The 26,638-nt window shown below is 71.1% G+C and carries 17 protein-coding genes; 13 read left to right on the top strand and 4 right to left on the bottom strand.

Going from position 1 to position 26,638, the window contains the following annotated elements:
• The first annotated feature begins 40 nt into the window (after positions 1–40).
• The 3 genes from recC to recD are packed head-to-tail and all read left to right on the top strand — an operon-like array spanning position 41 to position 8,735.
• Positions 41–3,436, top strand: coding sequence for an exodeoxyribonuclease V subunit gamma (gene recC / locus ACYVJH_RS09470; protein ID WP_460454399.1), 3,396 nt, complete (start codon positions 41–43; stop codon positions 3,434–3,436).
• Positions 3,433–6,996 carry a UvrD-helicase domain-containing protein gene (locus tag ACYVJH_RS09465; RefSeq protein ID WP_460454398.1) on the top strand — a complete coding sequence of 1,188 codons (3,564 nt, stop codon included), beginning with the start codon at positions 3,433–3,435 and terminating at the stop codon, positions 6,994–6,996. The genes recC and ACYVJH_RS09465 overlap by 4 nt, the downstream gene beginning before the upstream one ends.
• On the top strand, positions 6,993–8,735 hold the full coding sequence (gene recD, locus ACYVJH_RS09460; protein WP_460454397.1) for an exodeoxyribonuclease V subunit alpha: 1,743 nt from the start codon (positions 6,993–6,995) through the stop codon (positions 8,733–8,735). Before ACYVJH_RS09465 ends, recD begins: the two co-directional genes overlap by 4 nt.
• Here the strand turns inward: recD and ACYVJH_RS09455 are convergent.
• The gene (locus tag ACYVJH_RS09455) at positions 8,732–9,631 is read right to left on the bottom strand and encodes a LysR family transcriptional regulator (RefSeq protein WP_460454396.1); all 900 of its coding nucleotides are present in this window, start codon (positions 9,629–9,631) and stop codon (positions 8,732–8,734) included. The genes recD and ACYVJH_RS09455 overlap by 4 nt on opposite strands.
• Before the next feature lie 106 nt (positions 9,632–9,737).
• Between ACYVJH_RS09455 and ACYVJH_RS09450 the strand changes: the two genes are divergently transcribed.
• The 7 genes from ACYVJH_RS09450 (at position 9,738) to ACYVJH_RS09420 (ending at position 19,365) form a co-directional block, all read left to right on the top strand.
• Positions 9,738–10,796: a zinc-dependent alcohol dehydrogenase family protein gene (locus ACYVJH_RS09450; RefSeq protein WP_460454395.1), complete on the top strand. Its 1,059-nt coding sequence runs from the start codon at positions 9,738–9,740 to the stop codon at positions 10,794–10,796.
• A gap of 52 nt (positions 10,797–10,848) precedes the next feature.
• Positions 10,849–11,916, top strand: a complete 1,068-nt coding sequence (locus ACYVJH_RS09445; protein WP_460454394.1) for an aromatic ring-hydroxylating oxygenase subunit alpha — start codon at positions 10,849–10,851, stop codon at positions 11,914–11,916.
• Positions 11,916–13,973, top strand: a complete 2,058-nt coding sequence (locus ACYVJH_RS09440) for an oxidoreductase (RefSeq protein WP_460454393.1) — start codon at positions 11,916–11,918, stop codon at positions 13,971–13,973. The genes ACYVJH_RS09445 and ACYVJH_RS09440 overlap by 1 nt, the downstream gene beginning before the upstream one ends.
• Positions 13,974–14,076: 103 nt before the next feature.
• Positions 14,077–14,724, top strand: a complete 648-nt coding sequence (locus tag ACYVJH_RS09435; RefSeq protein WP_460454392.1) for a dioxygenase family protein — start codon at positions 14,077–14,079, stop codon at positions 14,722–14,724.
• A gap of 86 nt (positions 14,725–14,810) precedes the next feature.
• Positions 14,811–17,420: a Fe/S-dependent 2-methylisocitrate dehydratase AcnD gene (acnD, locus tag ACYVJH_RS09430; RefSeq protein ID WP_460454391.1), complete on the top strand. Its 2,610-nt coding sequence runs from the start codon at positions 14,811–14,813 to the stop codon at positions 17,418–17,420.
• A gap of 4 nt (positions 17,421–17,424) precedes the next feature.
• The gene (prpF, locus tag ACYVJH_RS09425; RefSeq protein ID WP_460454390.1) at positions 17,425–18,618 is read left to right on the top strand and encodes a 2-methylaconitate cis-trans isomerase PrpF; all 1,194 of its coding nucleotides are present in this window, start codon (positions 17,425–17,427) and stop codon (positions 18,616–18,618) included.
• A 57-nt stretch (positions 18,619–18,675) separates the two neighbouring features.
• Complete coding sequence (locus ACYVJH_RS09420; RefSeq protein ID WP_460454389.1) at positions 18,676–19,365, top strand: SDR family oxidoreductase; 690 nt, start codon at positions 18,676–18,678, stop codon at positions 19,363–19,365.
• Positions 19,366–19,381: 16 nt separating this feature from the next.
• Here ACYVJH_RS09420 and ACYVJH_RS09415 read toward each other — a convergent pair whose 3' ends face one another.
• Positions 19,382–19,873 carry a DUF3293 domain-containing protein gene (locus tag ACYVJH_RS09415; RefSeq protein ID WP_460454388.1) on the bottom strand — a complete coding sequence of 164 codons (492 nt, stop codon included), beginning with the start codon at positions 19,871–19,873 and terminating at the stop codon, positions 19,382–19,384.
• Positions 19,874–19,947: 74 nt separating this feature from the next.
• On the opposite strand from ACYVJH_RS09415, the gene ACYVJH_RS09410 reads away from it, so the two are divergent.
• Positions 19,948–22,383: an alpha/beta hydrolase fold domain-containing protein gene (locus ACYVJH_RS09410; RefSeq protein WP_460454387.1), complete on the top strand. Its 2,436-nt coding sequence runs from the start codon at positions 19,948–19,950 to the stop codon at positions 22,381–22,383.
• On the opposite strand, the gene ACYVJH_RS09405 is transcribed toward ACYVJH_RS09410, so the two are convergent.
• Together ACYVJH_RS09405 and ACYVJH_RS09400 are read right to left on the bottom strand one after the other, a co-directional pair.
• Entirely contained in the window at positions 22,352–23,023 is a 672-nt protein-coding gene (locus ACYVJH_RS09405) for a Fe2+-dependent dioxygenase (RefSeq protein ID WP_460454386.1), read from the bottom strand. The two genes, ACYVJH_RS09410 and ACYVJH_RS09405, sit on opposite strands and share 32 nt — an antisense overlap.
• A gap of 57 nt (positions 23,024–23,080) precedes the next feature.
• Positions 23,081–24,274: an aminotransferase class V-fold PLP-dependent enzyme gene (locus ACYVJH_RS09400; RefSeq protein ID WP_460454385.1), complete on the bottom strand. Its 1,194-nt coding sequence runs from the start codon at positions 24,272–24,274 to the stop codon at positions 23,081–23,083.
• Between the two features lie 95 nt (positions 24,275–24,369).
• Here ACYVJH_RS09400 and egtB point away from each other — a divergent pair, with 95 nt between their 5' ends.
• Together egtB and egtD are read left to right on the top strand one after the other, a co-directional pair.
• A complete protein-coding gene (gene egtB / locus ACYVJH_RS09395) occupies positions 24,370–25,665 on the top strand; it encodes an ergothioneine biosynthesis protein EgtB (RefSeq protein ID WP_460454384.1) in 1,296 nt (431 codons plus the stop codon).
• Positions 25,662–26,636 carry an L-histidine N(alpha)-methyltransferase gene (egtD, locus tag ACYVJH_RS09390; RefSeq protein ID WP_460454383.1) on the top strand — a complete coding sequence of 325 codons (975 nt, stop codon included), beginning with the start codon at positions 25,662–25,664 and terminating at the stop codon, positions 26,634–26,636. The genes egtB and egtD overlap by 4 nt, the downstream gene beginning before the upstream one ends.
• Positions 26,637–26,638: the final 2 nt, after the last annotated feature.

The following is a 26,638-nucleotide window of genomic DNA, read 5'->3' as shown; positions in this document are numbered from 1 at the left end:
GACGGCTAGTCTTCCGGTCCACATCAGCTAGGCTGTGCGGATGCCCGCGGACTGGAAACAACGCGCCAGCGAAGGAATCACGGTGTTCCGGGCCAGCCGGCTCGAAGCGCTGCTGGTGCCGCTGGACCATTTGCTGGCCACCCAGCCGCCCGATGCACTGCTGGCGCCGCAGACCGTGGTCGCGGCCCACCCGGGCATGCGCCAGTGGCTGGCGGGGGCGCTGGCGGACAGGCGCGGCGTGCGCGGCATCGTCGCCAACCTCGACATCCTGCTGCCCAGCGGCTTCCTCGACCGGCTCGCCGGCGAGATCCTGGGCGAAGGCGCCACTTCGCCCGCCGCCTGGCGCCGCGAACACCTGCGCTGGCGCATCTTCGCGCTGCTCGAATCCAGCACCGACCCGACCCTGCGCGCCGCGCTCGACGGCGCCGACGCCGAACGGCGGCGCTTCCAGCTGGCCGACCGCCTGGCGCGCATCTACACCCAGTACATGGCCTACCGGCCCGAGTGGCTGGCCGACTGGTCGCGCGGACGCGGTGCCTTCGACGGCGCAGGTTTCCACCCGGCCCTGTGGCAGGCGCTGCAGTCGGCGATCGGGCAGACCCATCGCGGCGGCCAGCTGGCCCTGCTCGAGCGCAAGCTGCGCGAAGAAGGCGTGCGCGTGGCCGCCACCGATCCCCTGCATGTGTTTGGCCTGGCCCACCTGGCGCCGGCCGAACTGAAGGTTCTGCACGCGCTGGCCGCGCACCGGCCGGTGGTGCTGTACGTGCCCGACCCCTGCCGCGAATTCTGGGGCGGCCTGCGCAGCGAAGCCGCGCACCTGCGCGAACTCGCCGCCGACCCGTTCTCGCGCGACGCGGAAACCACCTTCCTCGACCAGAACCATCCACTGCTCTCGGCCTGGGGCCGCCTGGGCCAACACTTCATGCTGCAGGTGCAGTCGCTGGATGCGTCGCTGGACATGCGTCATTACCGCGACGAATCCGATCACGACCGCCCACCCGGCCCGCTGCTCGAACGCCTGCAGGAAAGCCTGCGCCGGCTCGCGCCTTCGCTGCTGGCGGAAGATCCGCGCACGCCGCAAGAACGCCGCGCCGATGCCTCGCTGCGCGTTCACGCCTGCCACACCCGCCTGCGCGAACTCGAAGCCCTGCGCGACGCGCTGCTGCAGGCGCGCCACGACAATCCCGCCATCGCGCCTTCCGACATCGTGGTGATGGCGCCCGACATCCGCGCCTACCTGCCGCTGCTGCCGGCGGTGTTCGGTGCGCCGGGCGATGCCAGCGCGCCCTTGCCCTACCACCTGGCCGACGTGCCGGTGGCCAGCACGGTGCCGCTGTTCGCCGCCTTCCGCCAGCTGCTGGCATTGCCGGGTTCGCGCGAAACCGCGCCGGCCTTGCTCGATTTCATGGCCCAGCCCGACGTCGCCCGCCGGCTGGGGCTGGACGCCGATGCCCTGGTCCTGCTTGAACGCGCGCTGGCCGAAGCCCGCGCCGCCTGGGGCCTGGACCCGGCCGCGCGCGCGGCCCTGGGCGTTCCGGCCATTGAAGAACACACCCTGGCCTGGGCGATGGACCGCCTGCTGGCCAGCCTGGTGCACGGCAACGAAGACAGCGACGACCTGATGTCGGTCGCCGGCCAGCGCCTGGCGCCGGTCACCGGCGTCGCCGACGCGGCCTTGGCCCTGGGCGCACTCGACCAGCTGCTGCAGTGGCTGGCGATCCTGCGCGATGACGCCGCGCGCCCGCGTGCCGCCAGTGCCTGGGCGACGCGGCTGGAAGCGGCGCTCGACCAACTTTTCCAGGCCAGGCCCACCGACCCCGATGCACAGGACGCCATGGACGCGCTGCGCGCGGTGGTGCGTGGCCTGGCTGCCGAGCCCGCCGAGGCCGGCCTGGATCCGCTGCTGGCCTGGCCGGTGGTGCGCGCCTGGCTGGAAGAGCGACTGGGCGCCGTGCCGGGCCGCCAGCGTTTCCTGGCCGGCGGCATGACCGTCTGCGGCATGGTGCCGCAGCGTGCGATCCCCTTCCGCGTGGTCGCGGTGCTGGGCTTGAACGAAGGCGAGTACCCGCGCCAGGATCGCGACGCCGGCCTCGACCCGATCCGCCGCGAAGGCCTGCGCCGGCTGGGCGACCGCGACACCCGCAGCGACGACCGCTACCTGTTCCTGGAAACGATGATGTCGGCGCGCGACCGCCTGCATCTGAGCTGGGTCGGCTTTGATGCGCGCGACGGCCAGCCGCGCAATCCCGCCGCGCCCCTGGCCGAGCTGATGGCCGCGCTGCCCGCCGGCGCCGGCGATTCGCCACCGTGGTTGGTCAAGCATGCGCTGCAGCCCTTCGACGCCGTGTACTTCGGCGATGACCCGGCGCGGCGCAGTTTCTCGCCGGCTTTCGCCGGCATGGTCGGCGGCGAACGTGATGCCCCGGCGCTGCTGTCGCCGCGGCCCTCAGCGGCCAGCGAAGAAGCCGCCGACGTTGAGGTTTCCCGCGTGCTGGCCTGGTGCCGCGATCCGGCCAGGGTCGCGCTGGCCGACGGCCTGCGCGCGCGGCTCGATGCGCTGGGCGAACGTCGCCTGGCCAGCGACGAGCCGCTGGAAGCGCGCCTGGGTGTCTTCGACCGGCAGGCGCGTGCGCTGTGCGAACAGGCCTTGGCCGAACCCGGCGTGCCGCTTCCCGAATCCCCGCCCGAAGCGCTGGTGCTCGGCGGCGTGCTGCCGCCCGGTGCGCTGGGCACGCAGGCCTGGGTGCGCGAACGCGACACCGCCGAAGCGCTGGTGGCCTCGGCGCGCGCCCGCAGCGAACTCGCCGCTTTGCTTGAACCGGACCTGGCGCCGGAAGCCGTGCCGGCCATCGCCCGCCAGGTCGGGCGATTCCGCATCGGCGGCGAACTCGACCGCGTGCGCGAACGCAACGGCGTCCTGTTCGTCTGCGACACCTTCGCGCACAAGGATTCCGAAGCGGCGCTGAGCTTCCGCGAACGCCTGCCTTTGTTCATCCGCTGGGCGCTATGCCGCCTGGCGCCGGAAAACGCCAAACGCCGCGTGCGCATCGCCGCGCTGGTGGCCAAGGCCGGCAAGGCGCCCTGGCAATCGGCCATCGCCGACTGGGATGAAGCCTTCCTGCAGGCCGACGCCGCGGAGCGCGAGCCGTTGCGCGCGCAGCTCGAGACCCGCCTGGCTTTCATCATCGATGCCGCCACGCGCCCGGCCACCGATCCCTGGCCCTATTTCCCGCGCACCAGCTGGGCCCTGGCCAATGGCAAGGACGACGCCGGCGACGAGTGGCGCCGCGAACTCGATTACGCGCCGGGTTACGCGCGCCTGTTGGGCCGCGGCCTGGCGCCCGATGAAAACGAGGACTGGCGCCTGGCGCTGGCCGATGCTGCGACGGCGCTGCTCAACGCCATCCGCCTGGGCGATGCGGAGGAAACGGCATGAGCACGCCGGTTACCGTCGCGCACTGGCGCGAACTGCCGCTCGGGCCGGGCGGCCGCGCCCTGGTCGAGGCCAGCGCCGGCACCGGCAAGACCTGGACCATCGGCGTGCTGTGGTGGCGCCTGTTGCTTGAACCCGCGCAGGCACCGGGCGTCGAGCGCATCGTCGTCACCACCTTCACCGAAGCCGCGGCCCAGGAACTGCGCGAACGCCTGCGCGCCCGTCTGCGCCGGGCCCTGGCGCTGGCCGACACGCGGCCCGCCATCGATGAAAAGACGAGCGACGACGAAGCCTGGCTTCTCGCGCGCTGGCAGCAGCCGGAAGTTTTTGTGGAAGACCGCCGTCGCCTGCGCCTGGCGCTGGCAGATTTCGACCGCGCGCCCATCGGCACCTTGCATGGCCTTTGCCGCGGCATCCTGGCCGAACACCCGCTCGAAGGCGGGCAGGGCATCGAAGTGGCCGAGGCTGCGTCCGGCCAGGCCTTGCTTGAAGAACTGGCGCACGACGCCTGGCGGGTGCTGCGGCAGTCGGACACCGACGGCCTGGCCGAAGCCGGCGTCGGCGAACTGAGCCTGGCGAAGTTCACCCGCACGCTGTCCACGCTGCTGCGCCCGGGCGTGCGCCTGCCGTCCGGGGAAACCTTCGACGAGGCGCGGGCCGACCTGGCGCCGTCGCTCGCGGAACCCCTGCGCACCATCGCCGACGACATCTCCTGGTTCACGCGCAAGAACGCCAAGCTGCTGTCGTGCCTGGCCGAAATGGCCGACTGGCTCGCCGGCGCCGACTGGCCCAAGGCCGACGAACGCCTGGGCGTGCTGGCGGAGTTCCAACTCGACGGCCAGGTGCGCCCCGATCGCCAGTCCGAGTTCATGATGCAACCGGCGGTTTCGCGCCTGCTTGATGAAGTGCCGCGCCTGGTGATGGCCCGCCACGGCCACGTGGCGCGCTTCTGGAGCGAACAGGTCGCGCGGGTTTCTGCCTGGCGCGACCAGCGCCTCGCCGCCCGCGGCCAGCTCACCTTCGACGAAATGATCCGCCAGGCCCACGCGGCGGTCAGCACGCGGCCGGCGCTGGCCGATGCCTTGTTCACCGACTGGCCGTACGCGCTGGTCGACGAGTTCCAGGACACCGACGACCAGCAGTACGGCATCCTCGACCGCATCTATCGCGACGCCCAGGGCGATCCGCGCGGCCGGCTGGTGATGATCGGCGACCCCAAGCAGGCCATCTACGGCTTCCGCGGCGGCGACGTGCAGGCCTATCTGCGGGCGCGTGCCCACGCCGGCCACCGACTGGCGCTGGACACCAACCACCGTTCGGCGCCGAACTACGTCGCAGCGGTGAACGGCTTCTTCGCCGTCGATGCCGCCGGTCCGGCGCTCGATGCGCGTGGGGAAGGTGCAATCCACTACGAACCCGTGCTCGCCAGCGACCGCCAGGTGGCCACGCCTTATTGCATCGGTGGCCAGCCGGTGCCGGCGCCGCTGGTGCTGCATTACCTGGGCCAGCCGCCGCCCTCGCAGCCCGAGCGCAAGCAGGCGGCGATCGACGCCTGCGCCGACCACATCGCGGCGCTGCTGGCGGATCCCTCGCACACCATCGGCCGCAAGCACGGCGACGCGGTGGTGCACGAACGTCTGCGCCCCGGCGACCTGGCCGTTCTGCTGCCCACCAATCCCGACATCGCCCGCCTGCGCGAAGCGCTGGGCCGGCGCGGCGTGCCCTGCGTCGGCGGCAGTCGCGCCAGCGTCTTCGATTCCGACTGGGCCTTCGAGCTGCAGGTCGTCCTGCAGGCGCTGGCCCACGCCGAGGACGAAGGCGCCGTGCGCGCTGCGATGCTGACGCGGCTCTGGGGCGGCAGCCTGCACGACGTCGCCGCCCTGGCCGACTCGCCCGCCGCCTGGGAAGCCGCCAGCGACCGCCTGCAGCAACTGCGCCTGACCTGGCGCGAACGCGGGGTTCTGGCCACCGTGCTGGAACTGGCCGCGTCCGCCGCGCCGCGCCTGCTGGCGCACGCCGGCGGTGAGCGCGACCTGACCGACCTGCGCCACCTGGGCGAACTGCTGCAGCAGCAGGCCGACCAGGGCCTGGGCCCGCACGCCCTGCTCGACTGGCTGGGCGAACAGCGCCAGCACCAAGACGGCGAAGCGCCCGACAGCGACCAGCGCCAGCTGCGCATCGAGTCCGACGCCGCGCGCGTGCAGCTGATGACCCTGCACCGGGCCAAGGGCCTGGAATTCCCGGTGGTCTTCCTGCCGCTGCTGTGGGCGCATGCGCTCAATGAAAACCAGGACACGCCGCCCTGGCTGCTGCCCGAGCCGCATGCTCCGGGGCGCCTCGCGCGTTTTGATTTGCCGGCCCGCCGCCAGGCCCGGCACGAAGCCCAGGACGAACGCTTCCGGGTGCTGTACGTGGCGCTCACCCGCGCCATCCACGCCTGCCATGTGTATGCGCTGCCGCCGTCGCGGCCGGCAACGGCGAAGAAGAACGCCTCGCCCAAATCCGACCCCGAACGGGCACCGCTTGATGCGCTGCTCGAGCGACTTGGCGTGGAGCACGACTTTCCCGTGCTTGAGCACCTGCACTGGCAGGCCGGCTGGCCCGCCGCGGCGCCCGCGCTTGCCCCCGAAGAAACACCGCCGGCATCACGCGAAGCCCTGCCGATGCCGCCGCCCGCGCGCCTGCGCCAGCGCCTGAGCTTTTCAACGCTGGTGGGCGGTGCCCGGATCGGTGGCGAAGAAGACAGCGCCGCCTCCGACGAATCCGAGCCGGTGCTGGCCGCGGTTGCCGCCATGCCCGAAGAAGCGCCGCATCCGGCGCTGCTGGGCCTGTCGGCGCTGCGGGGCCGCGCCTTCGGCAATGCGGTGCACGCCAGCTTCGAGAATCGTGACACCACCAGGCCCATGGCGGCGCAAACCGGCCTGGTCGCGAAGCAACTGGCACAGTTCGGCGTGCGCGCGCGCGGCGAACCGCTTGATGAATTGTTGCCGCGCCTGTGCGAACGCCTCGACGGTTCGCTGGCCGCCGAACTGCTGCCCGGCCTTCGCCTCGGCGACGTGGCCGTGGCCGACCAGCGCGCCGAAATGGCCTTCCACTTCGCACTCGACGGCGCCCGGTTGGACGCACTGCGGCAGGCCTGCGCCGCGCACGGCGAACCCGACCTGGTGCCGGTCCTGGGCTGGCGCGAACTGCGCGGCCTGATGACCGGCAAGATCGACCTGGTGTTCGAACACCGCGGCCGGGTGCACGTGCTCGACTACAAGGGCAACTGGCTGGGCGAACGCCTGGGCGACTACAGCGGGGTGGCCCTGGCACAGGCCATGGACCACAGCCACTACCGCTTGCAGGCGCTGATCTACACGGTGGCGGTGCATCGTTTCCTGAGACAGCGCCGTCCCGATTACGACCCCGGCCAGCATCTTGGCGAGGCGATCTACCTTTTCATTCGCGCCGCCGGACTGGTGCCGGGCGCGGGCGTGTGGAGCCACGCCTTCCCGCCGGCGCTGCTCGAAGCCGTGGACCAGGCGCTGGCGGCCCGCGTAGCCGCGGAGGCCGCCGCATGAGCCACCTCGACTACCGCCCGCTGCCCCTGCCCGAATTCGACGGCCGCCCGGCCGAACGCGCGCTGGCCCGCGCCATCATCCGTTGGGTGGGCGCCCACGGCGGCAGCCCGCGCCTGGCCGACCTGGCGGCGCGGGCCACGGTGGCCGAACAACGCGGCGATACCGCCCTGGCCCCGCTCGATGCCGATGTGCGCGCCGAGGTCGCCGGCGAAGCCCTGGTCGGCGACGGCAGCGTTCGCACGCCCTTCGTACTCGACGCCGATGGCCGCTTCTACCTGTGGCGCAACTACCGCTTCGAAGGCGAGGTCGCGGCGGCGCTGCAGGCCATGCACGCCGACGCCCGCCCGTTGCCGATGGCCGAAGACGAGCTGGCCGAGCTGTTTCCCGGCGGCGACCCGGCCAGGGACGGCGCCCAGCGCGACGCCGTTCGCGCCATCGGTGGCCGCCGGCTGCTGGTGCTCACCGGCGGCCCGGGCACCGGCAAGACCACCACCGTGCTGCGCATGCTGCTGCGCCTGCTGCGCGATGGCATCGCCGCGCGCGATGGCATCGCCGTCGCGGCACCCACCGGCAAGGCCGCGCAGCGACTGGTGCAGTCGCTGCGCCAGGAAGCCGCGCGCCTGCGCGACCAACTGCCAGCCTCATGGGCCAGCGCGCTCGATGCGCTGCCCACCGACGAAGCCCGCACCGTGCATCGCCTGCTGGGCTGGTCGCCGGCGCGGCAGGCGTATTCGCGCAACGCCGGACATCCCATCGATGCCGGCGTGGTGGTGGTGGACGAAGCCTCGATGCTCGACCTAGCCCAGCTGCGTGCCCTGCTGCAGGCGCTGCGCCCCGGCGCCTGCCTGCTGCTGGTGGGCGACGCCGACCAGCTCGATTCGGTGGGCGCCGGTTCGGTGCTGATGGACCTGGTCGCCACGCTCGAAGCAAAAAGCTCGCCGGCGCTCGTGCGCCTGCGCCACAGCTTCCGCGCCGTCGAACCCCTGGTGCGACTGAACGAAGCCGTGCGCGCCGGCGATAGTCCCGCACTTGCCGGCGCGCTGGCGGCCGTGGGCGACACCGCCCGCCTGCATCCGCTGGAAGACACCGGCGCCCTGGCGCGCCGCCTGCGTGGCTGGGCCGATGCCCTGGCCGAGCCCGGTCCGCCGCCGCCGCTGCCGGACACCGACGAAGCCGCCGCGGCCCTGGCCGCGCTGCAGGCCCTGCCGGCCCGGCAGCTGCTGTGCGCGCTGCGCGAGGGTCCGTTCGGCGCCGACGTCGCCGCCGCCGCCATCGAGTCCCGCCTGCGCCAGCAGTGGAACGTGCCGGCTGGCAGCGACTGGTTCCCCGGCCGCGTGGTCATGGTGACCCGCAACGACTACGGCGCGCGCCTGTTCAATGGCGACCTGGGCCTGTGCCTGGCCGGCGCCGACGGCCGCCTGCAGGTGTGGTTCGAAGCGCCCGATGGCGGCGCCCGCGCCCTCGCGCCCGGTGCGCTGCCGGCGCATGCCGCGGCTTTCGCCATCACCATCCACAAAAGCCAGGGCAGCGAATACGGCCACGTCGCCGTGCTGCTGCCGCCCGATCCCGAGCACCGCATCCTGTCGCGGCAGCTGCTCTACACCGGCCTGTCGCGGGCAAAACGTTCGGTGGAAGTCTGGGGGCCGCAGGCCAGCCTGGACGCCGCGCTCGCGCGCGCGGTGCGTCGCGCCAGCGGCCTGCGCGAACGATTGGCGATGAGCCAGCGCACCGGCGCCTAGGGTTTGCCGCGATGGCTTAGTCGCGGATCGGACGACAGGGCGTCGAACAGGGCGTCAGTCAGGGCCTTGACCCGCGCCACGCGCCTGAGGTCGGGGTGGGTCAGCACCCACACCTGCGTGTCGAAGGCTTCCAGGGGTTCGCGCAGCTGCACCAGGCCGGCGCGCTGGCTGGCCAGCGGACACAGCACCCAGCCAACCCCGGCGCCCGCCGCCACCGCGTCCGCCACGCTCACCAGCGTGTCCACGCGCAGCCCCACCCGTTCGGCGGGCACGTTTTGCCGGATCCATTTCGCGGAATCGAGTTGTGCCAGGGCGTCGATATGGCCGACCCACTGGTAGTCGCGCTCGTCGGCGCCGGGACCGAGCGAGGCCAGGTAATCCCGCGACGCGTACAGCGCCGTCTGCACCACGCCGACGCGGCGCCCCACCAGGTGTTCGGGGGGATGGTTCGTGCCGCGCACGGCCACGTCGGCTTCCCGCTTGGTCAGGCTCAGGAAGGTGTTGCTGATCACCAGCTCCAGGCCCAGCTGCGGATGCAGCCGCCGGAAGTTCGCCAGCGGCGCGAGCATCAGCGTTTGCAGCAAGGCTTCGGGCGCGGTCAGCCGCAGCGTGCCACTGAGCTGGAGGTTGGCACCGGTCACCCGCCGCTCGGCCGCGTCCACCTGCTCCGCGAGTTGCGCAACGTCCGCTGCCAGCGCCTGGCCGTGCGAGGTCAGCGCGTAGCCGGTCGGAAGCCGGTCGAACAGGCGGACGGCCAGGCTGCGCTCAAGGCTGCCCAGGCGCCGGAGCACCGTGGAGTGGTTGACGCCCAGGGCCTTGGCGGCGGCCCCCACCGAGCCCTTTTCGCAGACGGCCAGGAAGAACTGGAGGTCGGACCATTGCAGTCGTTTGTCCATCACCGGCCTATGCGAATTTGCATATACGGAATGCAGATTGTGCCAGTTCCTGGGCAGCCCTGCAGGGCATAGCCTGCTCATCCCCAACAGGCCCCCTGGAGCCGCCATGTCCCGCGTTTCAGTGCTCGCCCCGGCGGCCCCGCCGGCTACCTACAGCGCCTACACCCTCGGTCGCGGCGCCGGTCCCGAGGCCCTGCGTCTCGAACAGCGCCAGCCGCTGCCGCTGGGCCCGGACGAGGTCCGCGTGCGTATCCGCGCCGTGGCCCTGAACCACCGCGACCTGATGTTCGCCGATGGCCGCATCGGCGGCGCCGGGCCGGTCATCGTCCCGGCCTCGGACGCCGCGGGCGAGGTGCTGGAAGTGGGTTCGGCAGTGCGCGAGTTCCAGCCGGGCGACCCTGTCGTCTCCAGCTTCTTCCCGAACTGGCTCTCGGGCCCGGCGACCCCGGAGGTCATCGCCGGCGCCCTGGGCGGCAGCCTCGATGGCGTCCTGGCCGAACAGCGGGTGCTGCCGGCCACTGCCTGGGTGCACGCCCCGGCCAACCTGACCCATGTGGAGGCCGCGACCCTTCCCTGCGCCGGCCTGACGGCCTGGCATGCGCTGTTCGGCCTGGATCCCTTGCCGCCGGGGGCCGCCGTGGCCCTCTTGGGCACGGGCGGTGTCTCGGTCTGGGCCCTGCAACTGGCCAAGGCCGCGGGACTGCGGGTCCTGGTCACCTCGTCCGACGATGCCAAGCTGGCTCGGGTGCGGGAACTGGGCGCGGACGTGACCATCAACTATCGCCGGCATCCGGCCTGGGGATCGTGGCTGCGCGACCTTGCCGGTGGCCAGGGCGTGGCGCGCGTCCTCGACGTCGGCGGCCCCGACACCCTGGCGCAGTCGATCGACGCCCTGCAGTCGGGCGGCAGCGTCGCCGTGATCGGCCGGCTGGCCGGCGCGGAGCCGGCGCGTATCGATCCGGCCGCCCTGTTCCTGGGGAGCAAGCGACTGATCGGCCTGATGGTCGGCAGCCGCGCCATGGCCCGCGACCTGGTCCGGTTCGTCGAGCAGGCGGACATCCATCCGGTCATCGACCGGGTCTTCCCCTACGCCGACGCGGCGGCGGCCTACCGCTACCTGGCGGGCTCGCAGCATCTGGGCAAGGTGGTCATCCGCCTGGACTGACCGGGCGGCACACGGGCGCACCAAGGCCATCGGGCCGCTTACACTTCGGGGCATGTCCCGAGTCCATGGTCCGCCCCTGCAAACCGCCACCGCGCTGCCGGCTGGCTTCTATGCCGGCACGGCGGCCTTCGCGCGCGACCAGGGCGCCGTTATCGCCCGCAGCTGGCAGCTGGTGGCCCATGCCGGCCAACTGGCCGAACCCGGCGACCACGTCGTGGACCAGGTCGGCCGGCTACCGGTCATCCTGGTGCGCGGCGCCGACGGCGTGCTGCGCGCTTTCGCCAACGTCTGCCGGCACCGTGCGGGACCGCTGGCGCTGTGCAATGGCAAGGGCGCCCGGGCCCTGCACTGCAAGTACCACGGCTGGACCTACACGCTTGAAGGCCAGCTGCGGTCTGCACCGGAAATGCAGGAGGCCGAAGCCTTCGATGTCGGCGACATCCGGCTGCCCGCGCTGCGGGTCGCCGAATGGCAAGGACTGGTGTTCGTGGCGGCCAGCGACGAGGTGCCGGCGTTCGAGGCCGTCTACGGCGGCATTGCCGAACGCATCGCGCCGATCGACCTGGCCGCGCTGCGTTTCGCCCGCCGCGACCACTACGACCTGGCCTGCGACTGGAAGGTCTACGTCGACAACTTCCTCGAGGGTTACCACCTGCCGCACGTGCACCCGGGGCTGTCGAAGGTGCTGGACTATCGCGCCTACGACACCGAGCTGCTGGACTGGAAATCGCTGCAGCATTCGCCGCTGCGCGACGCCGGCGGCGCCAACGCCTACGGTGACGGCGAGGCCTTCTACTGGTTCGTGTACCCGAACGTGATGCTCAACATCCTGCCGGGCCGCCTGCAGACCAACCGGGTGCTGCCGCTGGGGCCGGGCCGCTGCCGGGTGGAGTTCGACTATTACTACGCGCCCGGGGCGGCGGGCGAAGCGCTGGCGGCCGCCGATCGCGACTTCAGCGACGTCGTGCAGGCCGAGGACATCGCCATCTGCGAGGCCGTGCAGCGCGGCCTGGATTCGGGCAGCTACAACGCCGGCCGGCTGTGCCCGAAGCGCGAGTCGGGCGTCTGGCATTTCCACAACCAGCTGCGCGCGGCGTATGCCGCCACCAGCGACGCCTGATGCGCGACCCGCGCTACGACCCGCTGTTCGAGCCGATCCGAATCGGCCCGGTGACGGCGAAGAACCGCTTTTTCCAGGTGCCGCACTGCAACGGCATGGGCCACGCGATGCCGCTGGCGCACGCCGCCATGCGCGAGGTGAAGGCCGAGGGCGGCTGGGCGGTGGTGTCCACGGAGGAATGCGAAATCCACCCCAGCACCGACCTCACGCCCTACGTCGAGGCGCGGCTGTGGGACGACCGCGACATCCCGGCGCTGGCGCTGATGTGCGAGAAGGTGCATGCGTTCGGCGCGCTGGCGGCGGTGGAGCTGACCCACAACGGCCCGGCGGCCTCGAACCTGTTCTCGCGCGAGGTGCTGCTGGCGCCTTCGCACCAGCCGACCAAGTACGGCTACCCGCACCAGGCCCGGGCCATGGACAAGGCCGACATCCGCGACTACCGGCGCTGGCACCGCGAAGCGGCGGTGCGCGGCATGAAGGCGGGCATGGACATCGTGTACGTGTACGCCGCGCACGACCTGTCGCTGGCCATGCACTTCCTGCAGCGCCGCCGCAACCAGCGCACGGATGAATACGGCGGCTCGCTGGAGAACCGGGTGCGCCTGCTGCGCGAGCTGATCGAAGACACCCGCGACGCCGTCGGCCACCGCTGCGGTGTCGCCCTGCGCTTCGCCACCGAGGAAATGCTGGGGCCGGGTGGCGTCGAACTGGCCGAAGCGCGCGACATCGTGGCCATGCTTGCCGAGCTGCCCGACCTGTGGGACGTGAACGTGTCGGCCTGGTACAACGATTCGCTGCCTTCGCGCTTCGGCGGCGAAGGCGCGCAGGAACCCTTCGTCGACTTCGTCAAGAAGACCACCAGCAAGCCGGTGGTCGGCGTCGGCCGTTTCACTTCGCCCGACACGATGGTGTCGCAGCTTCGCCGCGGCGTGATCGACATCATCGGCGCCGCGCGCCCGTCCATCGCCGACCCCTTCCTGCCGCGCAAGATCGAAGAAGGCCGGCTCGACGACATCCGCGAATGCATCGGCTGCAATGTCTGCGTCTCCGGTGACAACACCGTTTCGCCGATTCGCTGCACCCAGAACCCGAGCATGGGCGAGGAATGGCGCAAGGGCTGGCATCCCGAGCGCATCGCGCCCGCGCGCAAACCCGCGAAGGTGCTGGTGGTCGGCGGCGGTCCGGCGGGCCTGGAAGCCGCGCGGGCCCTGGGCCAGCGGGGTTACGAGGTGTCGCTGGCGGAAGCCTCGAAGGAACTCGGCGGCCGCGTCAGCCGCGAAGCGCGCCTGCCCGGCCTGGCCGAATGGGCGCGCGTGCGCGATTGGCGGCTGGGTCAGATCAACAAGCTGCCCAAGGTCGCGACCTATCTCGACTCGCGTCTCGAACCCGCCGACGTGCTGGAATTCGGTGCCGACCACGTGGTCATCGCCACCGGCGCCCACTGGCGGCGCGACGGCTTCGGCCGCAGCCACGGCCTGGGCATCGAAGGCTTCCCGGACAATGCGAGGGTGTTCACCCCCGACGACCTGATGGACGGGCGCCTGCCCGAAGGCGAGGTGGTGGTGGTCGACGACGACGGCGGCTACCACGCCACCGTCGCCGCTGAACTGCTGGCCAAGGCCGGCTGCCGCGTGCACTTCGTCACGCCCGAGGACGTGGTCGCGCCCTGGGGCCAGTACACGCTGGAATACCGGCACGTGCGCAAGCGCCTGGCGGCGCTGGGCGTGCAGGTGCATGTCTCCAAGGTGATTGCCCGCTACGAAGGCCGCACGCTGCGGGTCGAGGACACCTGGTCTGGCGAGGTGCTGGAACTGCCCGCGGACGCCGTGGTGGCAGTCACCGCGCGCATCCCCGAAGACGCGTTGTTCCAGGCGCTCGCCGGCCGCGATGCCGGGGCAGGCGTGTTTTCCCTGCATCGCGTCGGCGACTGCGAGGCGCCCGGCCTGATCGCGCACGCCGTTTATGCCGGCCATGCACTGGCCCAGGCGCTGGGCGAAGTCCAGGATGACGGCGTACCGTTCCTTCGCCATTTCCACCACGGCGGCGACCAGGCCTGAGCTCGCGGGGCCCAGCCTTGGCCCCCGGCGTCCGTTCCGCGATCCGCGCCACGTTTGCTTTGGGTACTGGCCCGCAACGCGCGGGCGCCAAGGGGGAGCGCACATGAATGACCGGACCCGACTGACCCGTCGGCAGGTGGTGCAGGGCGGCCTGGGCGTCGTGGCGCTGGTGGCAGGCGCTCCGCTGCTGGCCGCCGAACCCACCCCGACCCAGACCGAAGGGCCGTTCTTCCCCAAGAAGGACCAGGCGGACAAGGACCTGGACATGACCCGCGTGGAAGGCCGCAGCGAAGCGGCGCTCGGTGAGGTGATCGAGATCAGCGGGCAGGTACGGGACGAGACGGGTGCCCCCATCGCTGGAGCGCTGGTGGACGTCTGGCAGGCCAACAGCCACGGCCGCTACGACCACGAATCCGACCCGAACCCGGCCCCGCTGGACCCCAACTTCCAGGGCTGGGCGCGCCTGACCACCGATGCCGAAGGCCGCTACCGCATCCGGACCATCAAACCCGGCGCCTACCCGGTGGGCAAGGGCTGGTCCCGGCCGCCGCACATCCACTTCAAGGTGGCCAAACGCGGCTTCCGGGAAGTCACCACCCAGATGTACTTCGCCGGTGAACCGCTCAACGACGCCGACCGGCTGTGGAACTCGCTGTCCCCAGCGGAGCGCGGGCAACTCACCGTGGCCTTCGAATCCGGGCGCGGAACGGCACCCACGGGCAACTTCGATCTGGTGCTGTCCAAGGTCTAGCCCGGCCAGCGAAAAGGGGGGCGGGGTGCCTCGCTCCGCCCGATGCCGGATAATGGCGGGCTCCGCGTTCTCCCGAGCCTTCCGCCATGAATTCCAAGCACCGCAAGCCGCTGCCCGGCACCTCCCTGGACTATTTCGACGCCCGCGCGGCGGTCGAGGCCCTGAAGCCGGGCGCCTGGGACGGCCTGCCCTACGTGTCGCGGGTGCTGGCGGAAAACCTGGTGCGGCGCTGCGAGCCGGCCACCCTGGACGATTCGCTGCGCCAGCTCATCGAGCGCAGGCGCGACCTGGATTTTCCCTGGTTCCCCGCGCGCGTGGTCTGCCACGACATCCTGGGCCAGACCGCGCTGGTGGACCTGGCCGGCTTGCGCGACGCCATTGCCGACCAGGGCGGCGATCCGGCCCAGGTGAACCCGGTGGTGCCGGTGCAGCTGATCGTCGACCACTCGCTGGCGGTGGAATGCGGGGGCTTCGACCCCGAGGCCTTCAGCAAGAACCGCGCGATCGAGGACCGCCGCAACGCCGACCGCTTCCACTTCATCGACTGGACCAAGCTGGCGTTCAAGAACGTGGACGTGATCCCGCCGGGCAACGGGATCATGCACCAGATCAACCTCGAGAAAATGTCGCCGGTGATCGGCGTGCTCGACGGCGTCGCCTATCCGGATACCTGCGTCGGCACCGACAGCCACACGCCGCACGTGGACGCGCTGGGCGTCATCGCCATCGGCGTCGGCGGCCTGGAGGCCGAAAGCGTGATGCTGGGCCGCGCCTCCTGGATGCGCCTGCCCGACATCATCGGCGTCGAGCTCACCGGCAAGCCGGGGCCGGGCATCACCGCCACCGACGTGGTGCTCTCGCTCACCCAGTTCCTGCGCCAGCAGAAGGTCGTCGGCGCCTGGCTCGAGTTCCACGGCGAGGGCGCGGCAGCGCTGACCCTGGGCGACCGCGCCACGATTTCCAACATGGCGCCCGAGTACGGCGCCACCGCGGCGATGTTCTTCATCGACGACAACACCCTCGACTACCTGCGCCTGACCGGCCGCACCGACGAACAGGTGGCCCTGGTCGAGACCTACGCCAGGACCACCGGCCTGTGGGCGGACGCACTGGTTGGCGCGCGCTACGAACGGTCGCTGCAGTTCGATCTTTCCAGCGTCGTGCGCACCATGGCCGGCCCGTCGAACCCGCATGCCCGCGTCGCCACCAGCGAGCTGGCGGCGAAGGGGATTTCCGGCAGCCTCGAGGCCGGGCGCGCGCAGGAAGCCCAGGGCCTGATGCCCGACGGCGCGGTGATCATCGCCGCCATCACCTCGTGCACCAATACCTCCAACCCGCGCAATGTCATCGCTGCCGGCCTGCTGGCGAAGAAGGCCAACGCGCTGGGCCTGGTCCGCAAGCCCTGGGTGAAGAGCTCGTTGGCGCCGGGCTCCAAGACGGTCGCGCTGTACCTGGAGGAAGCCGGCCTGAAACACGAGCTGGAAAAGCTGGGCTTCGGCATCGTCGCCTTCGCCTGCACCACCTGCAACGGCATGTCCGGCGCGCTGGACCCGAAGATCCAGCAGGAAATCATCGAGCGCGACCTCTACGCCACGGCCGTGCTCAGCGGCAACCGCAACTTCGACGGCCGCATCCATCCTTACGCCAAGCAGGCTTTCCTGGCCTCGCCGGCGCTGGTGGTGGCCTATGCGATCGCCGGCACCATCCGCTTCGATATCGAAAAGGATGCGCTGGGCCATGACGCCGATGGCAATCCGGTGACCCTGAAGGACCTGTGGCCCAGCGATGCGGAGGTCGACGCGCTGGTGAAGTCGGCGGTGAAGCCCGAGCAGTTCCGCAAGGTCTACGAGCCGATGTTCCGGATCGCGGTGGAGTCGGGTGAAAAAGTGACGCCGCTGTACGACTGGCGCCCGCAGAGCACCTACATCCGCCGCCCGCCGTATTGGGAAGGCGCGCTGGCCCGGCCGCGCACGCTCACCGGCATGCGCCCCCTGGCGCTGCTGGGCGACAACATCACCACCGACCACCTGTCGCCCTCGAACGCGATCATGGCGTCCAGCGCGGCCGGCGAATACCTGGCGAAAATGGGCCTGCCGGAAGAAGACTTCAATTCCTACGCGACCCACCGCGGCGACCACCTGACCGCGCAGCGCGCCACCTTCGCCAACCCGAAGCTGTTCAACGAGATGGTGATCGAGGACGGCAAGGTGAAGCAGGGCTCGCTGGCGCGCCTGGAGCCGGAGGGCAAGGTGACGCGCATGTGGGAGGCGATCGAAACCTACATGGACCGTCGCCAGCCGCTGATCATCGTCGCCGGCGCCGACTACGGCCAGGGCAGCTCGCGTGACTGGGCCGCCAAGGGCGTGCGCCTGGCCGGCGTCGAGGCGATCGCCGCCGAAGGTTTCGAGCGCATCCACCGCACCAACCTGATCGGCATGGGCGTGCTGCCGCTGGAGTTCGCGCCCGGCACCACCCGCAAGACCCTGGGCCTGGACGGCACGGAAACCTACGACGTCACCGGCGAACGCACCCCGGGCGCGACGCTCACGCTGGTGGTGAACCGCCGTGACGGCAGCCGCGTCGAGGTGCCGGTCACCTGCCGCCTCGATACCGCCGAGGAGGTTTCGATCTACGAAGCCGGCGGCGTGCTGCAGCGCTTCGCCCAGGACTTCCTCGAATCCACCAAGGCCGCCTGACGCCATGACCCACGCACCGCAGCTGAAGATCCCGGCAATCTACCTGCGCGGCGGCACCTCGAAGGGCGTTTTCTTCCGCCTCGAGGACCTGCCCGAAGCCGCGCGCAAGCCCGGCCCGGCGCGCGACGCGCTGCTGATGCGCGTCATCGGCTCGCCCGACCCCTACGGCAAGCACACCGACGGCATGGGTGGCGCCACCAGCAGCACCAGCAAGTGCGTGATCATCAGCAAGGCCAGCCAGCCCGGCCACGACGTCGACTACCTCTACGGCCAGGTGGCCATCGACACCGCCTTCGTGGACTGGTCCGGCAACTGCGGCAACCTCAGCACCGCGGTGGGCCCGTTCGCCATCGCCAACGGCTTCATCGACAAGGCGCGCCTGCCTGAGAACGGCGTGTTCCCGGTGAAGGTCTGGCAGGCCAACATCGGCAAGACCATCGTCTGCCACGTGCCCATCACGAATGGCGAAGTGCAGGAGACCGGCGACTTCGAGCTCGACGGCGTCACCTTCCCGGCGGCCGAGATCGTGCTCGAGTTCATGGACCCGGCCGATGACGGCGAAGATGGCGGCGCCCTGTTCCCGACCGGCAGCCTGGTGGACACGCTGGACGTGCCCGGCGTCGGCCGTTTCGAAGCGACGATGATCAACTCCGGCATCCCGACGATTTTCGTGCGCGCCCGGGACATCGGCTACACCGGCACCGAGTTGCAGGACGCGATCAACGGCGACCCGGCCGCGCTGGCGCGTTTCGAAACCATCCGCGCCCACGGCGCCGTGCGCATGGGACTCATCGGCGATGTTTCCGAAGCTCCGAAGCGCCAGCACACCCCCAAGATCGCCTTTGTCGCCCCGCCCACCGACCACGTCGTGAGCAGCGGCAAGCCCATCGCCGCCGGCGACATCGACCTGTGCGTGCGCGCCCTGTCCATGGGCAAGCTGCACCACGCGATGATGGGCACCTGCGCGGTCGCCATCGGCACCGCCGCGGCCATCCCGGGCACCCTGGTCAATGAAGCCGCCGGTGGCGGCGAGCGCCAGGCCGTGCGCTTCGGCCACCCCAGCGGCACCCTGCGCGTGGGCGCCGAGGCCACGCAGGTGGACGGCCAGTGGCAGGTGCGCAAGGCCATCATGAGCCGCAGCGCGCGTGTGCTGATGGAAGGCGCGGTGCGGGTGCCGGCGGACACGATGGCGCCCTGACCGGGCGCAAACGTCGCGTCGGTTACCATGGCCGGCATTGGAAACAGGAGCCACGCCATGTCCCTCAACGGAAAAACCATCGCCGTCACCGGCGCCTTCGGCAGCCTGGGCACCGCGGTCGTGAAAGCACTGCTGGAGCAGGGCGCCACCGTCGCCGCGATCGACCTGGCCGAGGCACCGCGCGAGCCCAAGGCCCTGGGTGCGGCGCACCTGCATGGCGGCGTAGACCTGGCCGACGCGAAGGCCACCGGGGCGGCGTTCGACGCCATCGCCAGCCAGCACGGCGGACTGCACGGCCTGGTCAACATCGCCGGCGGTTTTGCCTGGGAAAAGGTCCAGGACGGTTCCACCGACACCTGGGACCGGATGTACCAGATGAACGTGCGTACGGCCGTGGCCGCCAGCCAGGCGGCGCTGCGCCATCTTCCCGACGGTGGCCGCATCGTCAACATCGGCGCCAACGGCGCGCTCAAGGCCGGCGCCGGCATGGGTGCCTACGCGGCGTCCAAGGCGGGCGTCATGCGTTTCACCGAAGCCCTGGCCGAAGAACTCAAGGGCCGCGGCATCACCGTCAACGCGCTGCTGCCCAGCATCATCGACACGCCGGCCAATCGCACCGACATGCCCGACGCCGATTTCAGCGCCTGGGTGCAGCCGGCGCAGCTGGCCGACGCCATCGTCTTCCTGCTGTCGGACAAGGCCAGCGCCATCACCGGCGCGCTGGTGCCGGTGGTCGGGCGCGTCTGAGCCACCCGCCGCCCCTTCAGGGGCCGGGGACCAGCTCCGATGGCCAGCACGGCGTTTCGCCGCTGCTGGCCAGGGGGTAGCGGCAGGCCGCCAGCTGGGCCGTGCCGTCGGCGCTGATGCGCACCCAGGCCGCCTGGCGGAAACGCCGCGACAGCCGGTCGAGCACTCCATCGTCGCCGCCGAGCACCAGGAAACCCGGTTCGTTCCAGGCGCCATCCTCGCTGCCACCATCGGAAGCCACGCGCACCAGGCCGATGGCATCGATCGCGGCGCGCAGTGCGTCGTTGGCCGCCGCATTACGCTGCGCGGACTGCTGCTGGCCGAAAGGGTTCTCGCCCGTCACCAGGCCACCGTGGCGGGCGCCATGCCGGGCCATCAGGGCAGCCATGGCCGGGTTGGCCTGGCCGATGCGCAGGCTGATCACCTCGCCATCGCCGTGCACGCGATATACCGCGTCGGCGAAACCTTGCATCATCGAGGCGGGGGGCGGAAAACGCGGCGCGTCCATGCGGGCGAGTTTAACCCTGTCGCTGGCCGGCACTCTTTGCCTATGCTGCTTCCCTCACCTTCGAGGCAATCCCGATGGCTTCCCCCGACCCGCTGCGCGCAGCCCTGCTCAGGACGACGCTGCGCCTGTTGGTGAAGCCGGTGCTGGCCCCGCGTTTTTCCCCGGCCTTCCAGCGCCGCTGGATGGACATGCTGTCGGGCATCGGACGCCTGCCGCGTGGGCTGGAAAATTCCCCGGGCACCCTGGGCGGCGTGCCCTGTGTCACCTGGCAGGACCCGCGCGCGGCGGCGGTGCGCGAAGGCGCCGTGCTCTTCCTGCACGGCGGCGGCTACACCACCGGCTCACCGCGCACGCACCGCTGCCTGTCGGCCTGGCTGGCGCGCGCCTGCGGCGTGCCGGTGCACGTGCCCGATTACCGCCTGGCGCCGGAGCACCCGTTCCCCGCCGCGCTGGACGACGCCCTGGCGGCCTACGATGAACTCGCCGTGCGCGGCCCGGTGGTGCTGGCCGGCGATTCCGCCGGCGGCGGCCTGGCGCTGGCGCTGGCCCTCAAGGTCCGCGATACCGGTCGCCCGGCGCCTGCCGCACTCGCGCTGATCGCACCGCTGGTCGACCTGCGTCCGGAAACGCCGCTGGCGCCGGTGCCCGGCGAAGCCCTGCTCAGCCCGGCCTGGGCACACGCCAATGCGCGCAACTACGCCGGCGACCAGACCGACAATCCCCTGGTGTCGCCGCTGCTCGCCGATCTGCGCGGACTGCCGCCGACGTTGGTGCAATTCGGCAGCGACGACCTGCTGGCGCCGCAGGCCGAAGCCCTGCTCGAGGCGCTGGCGTCCGCCGGCGTTGCTGCGCGCCGCGATTTCACGCCCGGCCGCTGGCACGTGTTCCAGCTGCATGCCGGCCAGCTGCCTTCCGCGGATTCGGCGGTGGCGCGCCTGGCGCAGTTCATCACCCGGCGACTGGATGCCTTGCCCGCGAGCGACGCCCCGCGCCGCCACCACACGCTCATCCTGGGCGCCGGCATGTCGGGCCTGTGCGCCGCCATCAACCTGCAGAAACACGGCCTGCACGACGTCGTCATGCTCGAACAGAGCGACGGCATCGGCGGCACCTGGTGGGACAACCGCTACCCGGGAGCGCAGGTGGACGTGCCGGCACCGGCCTATGCGTTTTCATTCGCGCCCAATCCGCACTGGCGCCAGCGCTTCGCCGACGCGCCCGAGATCCAGGCCTACCAGCAGGCGCTGGCGGAAGAACACGGGCTGTCCGCGCGCCTGCGCCTGGGCACGCGGCTGGCCGAGGCACGCTTCGATGAAGACAGCGGGATGTGGCATTTCCGGACCGAGCGCGGCGAACGGATCGAAGCCCGCTACTTCATCTGCAGCACCGGCCCGCTGAGCCAACCGCGCTGGCCGGACATCCCGGGCCTGGACGACTTCCGGGGCGAGCGCCTGCACAGCGCCCGCTGGGACCACGGCGTGCCGCTGCAGGGCAAGCGCGTGGGCGTCATCGGGACCGGCTCGACCGCCGTGCAGCTGATCCCGCCGGTCGCGGCGCAGGCGGCGCGCATGTTTGTTTTCCAGCGCACCGCGAACTGGGTGCTGCCGCGGCTCGAGCGCCGCTATCGCTGGTTCGACCGCTGGCTGTCACGGGTGCCGCCGGTGGCGGCCGGCGTAAGGCGGTTCTGGGTGGCCTTCCTGGAACTGGGCCGGCGCGGCTTCGAGGACGGCAGCCTGATGCGCCGGCTGATGCTGTGGCAGGCGCGCCGGCACCTGCAGGGCCAGGTGGCCGACCCGGCCCTGCGCGCCGCATTGGCACCGGACTACCCGCTGGGCTGCAAACGAATCATCTACGCCAACGACTACTACCCGACCTTCGCCCAGGGCAAGGCCGAACTGGTGACAACGGGCATCGAGCGGATCACGGCCACCGGCATCCGCTGCACCGACGGCAGCGAACGCGAGCTCGATGTGCTGATCTGCGCCACTGGTTTTGAAACCGTGCACCTGCTGCAGTCGGTGCGCATCACCGGACGCGACGGCCAGAGCCTTGAGCACGCCTGGCGCGACGGCCCCGAGGCCTGGAACGGCATCAGCGTCGCCGGCTTCCCGAACATGTTCCTGCTGCTGGGCCCGAACACCGCCACCGGTCACACCTCGACCCTGCTCTACATCGAACCGGCCGTGCAACACGCCATCGCCTGCATGCACGCCGTCGAAGCCGGCGGCCACCGGGCCATCGAAGTACGCGACGACGTCATGCGCAGCCACAACGCCCGAATCCAGCAGCGGCTGTCCGGCTCGGTCTGGGCCCGGTGCCGCAGCTGGTACCGCATGGACAACGGCAAGGTGGTGGCGATCTTCCCCGGCTACACGGCCGAATACGCCCACGCCGTGGCGCGGCTGGATCCGTCCGCCTACCGGTTGCACGGCGCTCCGTGCGCAAACGGGGAGTCGTCGGGCGCGCGCGCCGCCGCCGCTAGGGTTCGGCGTGGCGGCGCAGCAGGTTGAAGTAGGACTTGTTGATCAGCTCGAGGGCACGCTCGCAGCCTTCCTTGCCGACCAGCTGTTCGCGCGCTTCGGACAGGTCGTAGAGGATTTCGCGCACGGCCGGTTCGCGTACCAGGCTCTGCACCCAGCCCACGACCGCCAGGCGTTCCCCCGATTCGACCGGGCGCACGCGGTGCAGCTGCCCGGTGGAATAACAGATGGCTGAACGGGCCGGCAGCTTGAAGGCGGTTTCACCGCTGCCCGACTCGAAGGCGAGCTCGCCGCCTTCGTAGGTGTCGGGCTCGTTGAGGAACAGGGTGAAGGAGACGTCGCTGCGCACGTGGTTGGGTTCGGCCATGATCGGCGCGTCCACGTGCAGGCCATAGGCCATGCCCGGCTGGTAGCGGCTGACCAGCATCGCCGCCAGCCGCCGGGGTTGCGCGGCACCCATGAAGGCGTCGTTGCGGCCCAGGGCCTGCATGACCAGGCCGGCGATCTTCTTCATCACCGGGTGGTCCCAGGGGATCTGCTGGTTGTTCTTGGCCTTGTGCAGCAGCTCGCCGGCCGTGCTCTTGCCTTCCGTGAACCCGACCCCGGCGACCAGCTGTTTGACCAGCGTGAGTTCTTCGGGGGTGATCAGTTCGGGAAGGGTCAGGATCATCGGCCAAGTGTAATCGCCCGGACCCTGAAAGCAACGCGCCGGGCCGGTGGCCCCGGCCTAGGCGAAGCGTGAAAGCGCGTCGGCCACCCGCGCCATGTCGCCGGTGGCGACCTGCAGGTGCGGGGCGATGCGCAAACGGCCGTGGCGGCAGGTGCAGTGGATGCCGGCGCCGCGCAGGGCGGCATCAGCCGCCGCGACGATGGCGGACGGCGGTTCCAGCGCCATCAGGTGCGGGGCGTGGCCGCGGCTGGTCCACGCCGACAGGCCGGCGGCATCGAGTGCGTCGTGCAGGGCGCCGGTGCGCTCGCCCAGCGCGGCGGCGATGTTCGGCGGTTCCCAGGCAAGCACCTGCCCGAGCCCGGCGATCGCCATGGCCAGGCGGATGGGGTCGTCCAGGCCGCCGGTATCGAAGCGCCGGGCGCCCGCGGCGAACGGCGCGGGGGAATGCACCGCGAATCGCCAATCCGGCCCGCTGTCGTGCGCTATCCAGTGGTGTTCGATTGGCCGGCCGCCTTCGCGCCAGCGCGGCGCCGCCCACAGGCAGGCCAGGCCGCGCGCGCCCAGCAGCCACTTGTAGCCAACCGACGCGGCGAAATCCGGCTGCCAGCGACCGATGTCCGGCGCCACCACGCCAAGGCTCTGGCTGAGGTCGAGCACCAGCGCGACGTCGCGTTCGCGCAGCGCGGCGCTGATGCGGTCGAGGTCGAGCACGGCGCCGTCGTCCCAGCGCACCTGGGGCAGGCTGGCGATGCGCAGCCGCGGCTCGTCGGCGACCGCCGCCAGTACCGCATCGGTCCAGTCCTGGCCGGATTCGCGCGAAACGCCACGCAGGTGCGCACCGGTGTCGGCGCAGCGCCGCTGCCAGCACAGCAGGTTCGACGGGAACTGGCCGTCGAGCACCAGCACTGCATCGCCGGCCTCCAGCGGCAGGCTGTTCGCTGCCGTGGCCAGGCCGAAGGCCGCGGAGGGCACCAGCGCGACGCCGTCGGCTTCACCGTCGAAAAGTTGCGACAGCAGCGCGCGCAATGTCTCGCGCTGTTCCGGCGGCGTCGGCGAGACCCGCTGCCAGGGTCGCGCCACGGCCTCGAGCGCGGCCATTCCCGCCGCATGCACGGACCGAAGCTGCGGAGCCTGGGCGGCACAGTCCAGGTACAGCGCATCGCCCTGCATCACGAAGGCGTCGGCCGCACGCGCCAGCGGCACGGTGGCCGGGTGCGGAATCGGCGTGGCGGGTAGTGCGGCCTGGGACATGCCGCCACTTTACGACAGCAGGCCGCGCCGGTCCCCCGGCCGCCAGCCGGCGCGGATCATGCATCGTTCACGCGGCGGCGCTATTCTTGCTGGCAATGCGAGTTTCTTCATCCCAGGCCGCAGGAAACCGGGAGCCCCCACCCGCGAAACAGGCGCTGGCCACGCGCTATCGGGATGTCCGCGCCTGCAGCCTGGCCCTGGCCGCGCCGCTTTCGGCCGAAGACGCGCTGCTGCAGTCCATGCCCGACGCGAGTCCGGCGAAATGGCACCTGGCGCATACGACCTGGTTCTTCGAGAAGTTCGTGCTGGGCGCGGACGCCGCCTACGAACCGGTCGAAGCCCGCTGGGACCTGCTGTTCAACAGTTACTACAACAGCGTCGGCCCCTTCCACGTGCGCGCGCAGCGCGGCCTGCTGTCGCGGCCGACGCTGGCCGAAGTGCTCGATTACCGAAGTGAAGTGGACGCCCGCCTGCTCGAACGCCTGCAGGCCGGCGCCATTCACGACGACACGCTGCGGGTGCTTGAACTGGGGACCCACCACGAACAGCAGCACCAGGAACTGCTGCTCACCGACATCAAGCACGCGTTCTGGAGCAATCCGCTGGGCCCGGCCTACCGCAGGGACCTGGCGTCCCGGGCCGGCGAGCCGCGCCTGGTGCACTGGAACGGTGTCGAAGAACAGGCGCTGGCCATGGGTGCCGAGCCCTGGCCCGAGGCCACGGACTTCGCCTACGACAACGAGTCGCCGCGCCATCGCGGGCTGCTGCCGGCGCATGCGCTGGCCAGCCGCCCGGTGTCCAACGCCGAGTTCCTGGAGTTTGTCGCCGACGGCGGCTATTCCGACCCCAGCCTGTGGCTGAGCGACGGTTGGGACCGCGTGCAGGCGGAACACTGGCAGCGGCCGCTCTACTGGCATGAAGACGGCGCCCGTGAATTCACCCTGGCCGGCTGGCGCGAACGCGACCCGCATGCGCCGGTCTGCCACATCAGCCTTTACGAAGCCGACGCGTTCGCGCGCTGGGCCGGCGCCCGCCTGCCCACCGAAGCCGAGTGGGAACACGCGGCGCGTGGGCAGCAGCCCGCCGGGAACCTGCTCGATGCCGACTTCCTGCACCCGCAGGCAGGCGCCGATGAAGGCCCGGGCCCGCACCAGCTGTTCGGCGATGTCTGGGAGTGGACGAGTTCGGCCTACGGCCCGTATCCGGGCTTCAGGCCCTTGCCGGGTTCGCTGGGCGAATACAACGGCAAGTTCATGAGCGGCCAGACCATCCTGCGCGGCGGCAGCTGCGCCACGCCGGCCAGCCACATCCGTGCCACCTACCGAAACTTCTTCCCGCCCCACGCCCGCTGGCAGTTCTCCGGGCTGCGCCTGGCCAAGGACCTGCCATGAATACCGTGAGTGCCGATCCCGTTGAGCTGACCGACCTGCACCCCAGCCGCGACGACCTGCTGGGCGACGTACTGGCCGGCCTGTCGGGCACGCCCAAGCGCCTGCCCTCCAAGTACTTCTACGACCGGCGCGGCTCCGAGCTGTTCGAGGAAATCACCCGTCAGCCCGAGTACTACCTGACGCGCGTCGAACTGGCGCTGCTGGAGGCCGAATGTGCTGACATCGCCACCGTCGTCGGACGGCGCGTGCATGTCGTTGAATACGGCAGCGGCAGTGGCCGCAAGACCCGCCTGCTGCTGGACGCGCTGGAAGACCCGGTGGCCTATACGCCGGTGGAGATCTCGCGCAGCGCGCTGGTCGGCAGCGTCGAGCGCCTGGACCGCGAGTTCGGCCCGGTGCAGATGCTGCCGGTGCTGGGCGATTTCACCCAGCCCATACCGCTGCCCGAACCCGAGCGGGAGGCCCGCCGGGTGCTGGTGTTCTTCCCTGGCTCGACCCTGGGCAACCTGACCCATACGGAAGCGGTGCGCCTGCTCACCGCCATGCGCGAAACCATCGGCCCCAAGGGCGCCGCGCTGATCGGCATCGACCTGCAGAAGTCGCCGTCGCTGATCGAAGCGGCCTACAACGACGCCGCCGGCGTCACCGCCGCGTTCACGCTGAACCTGTTGGTGCGGCTCAATCGCGAGTTGGGCGCCAACTTCGATCTTGATGCGTTCCGGCACCGCGCCGTGTACCAGCCCGGAACCGGCCGCATCGAAACCTTCATCGACAGCCAGCGCGCGCAAACCGTCAGCGTGCACGGCAAGTCGTTCGCGTTTGCCGCCGGCGAGGCCATGCAGGTCGAATACAGCCACAAGTACACCGACGAAGGCTTCGCCGAGCTCGCCGCACGCGCCGGCCTTCGTGTCGTTCAGGGCTGGAACGACCCCCAGGACTGGTTCGGGCTGCGCCTGCTGCAGCCGGCCTGAAC

Source organism: Arenimonas aestuarii, assembly GCF_054781715.1.
Note: the sequence above shows the minus strand (reverse complement) of the source record. Positions and strands in the feature narration are given on the sequence as shown.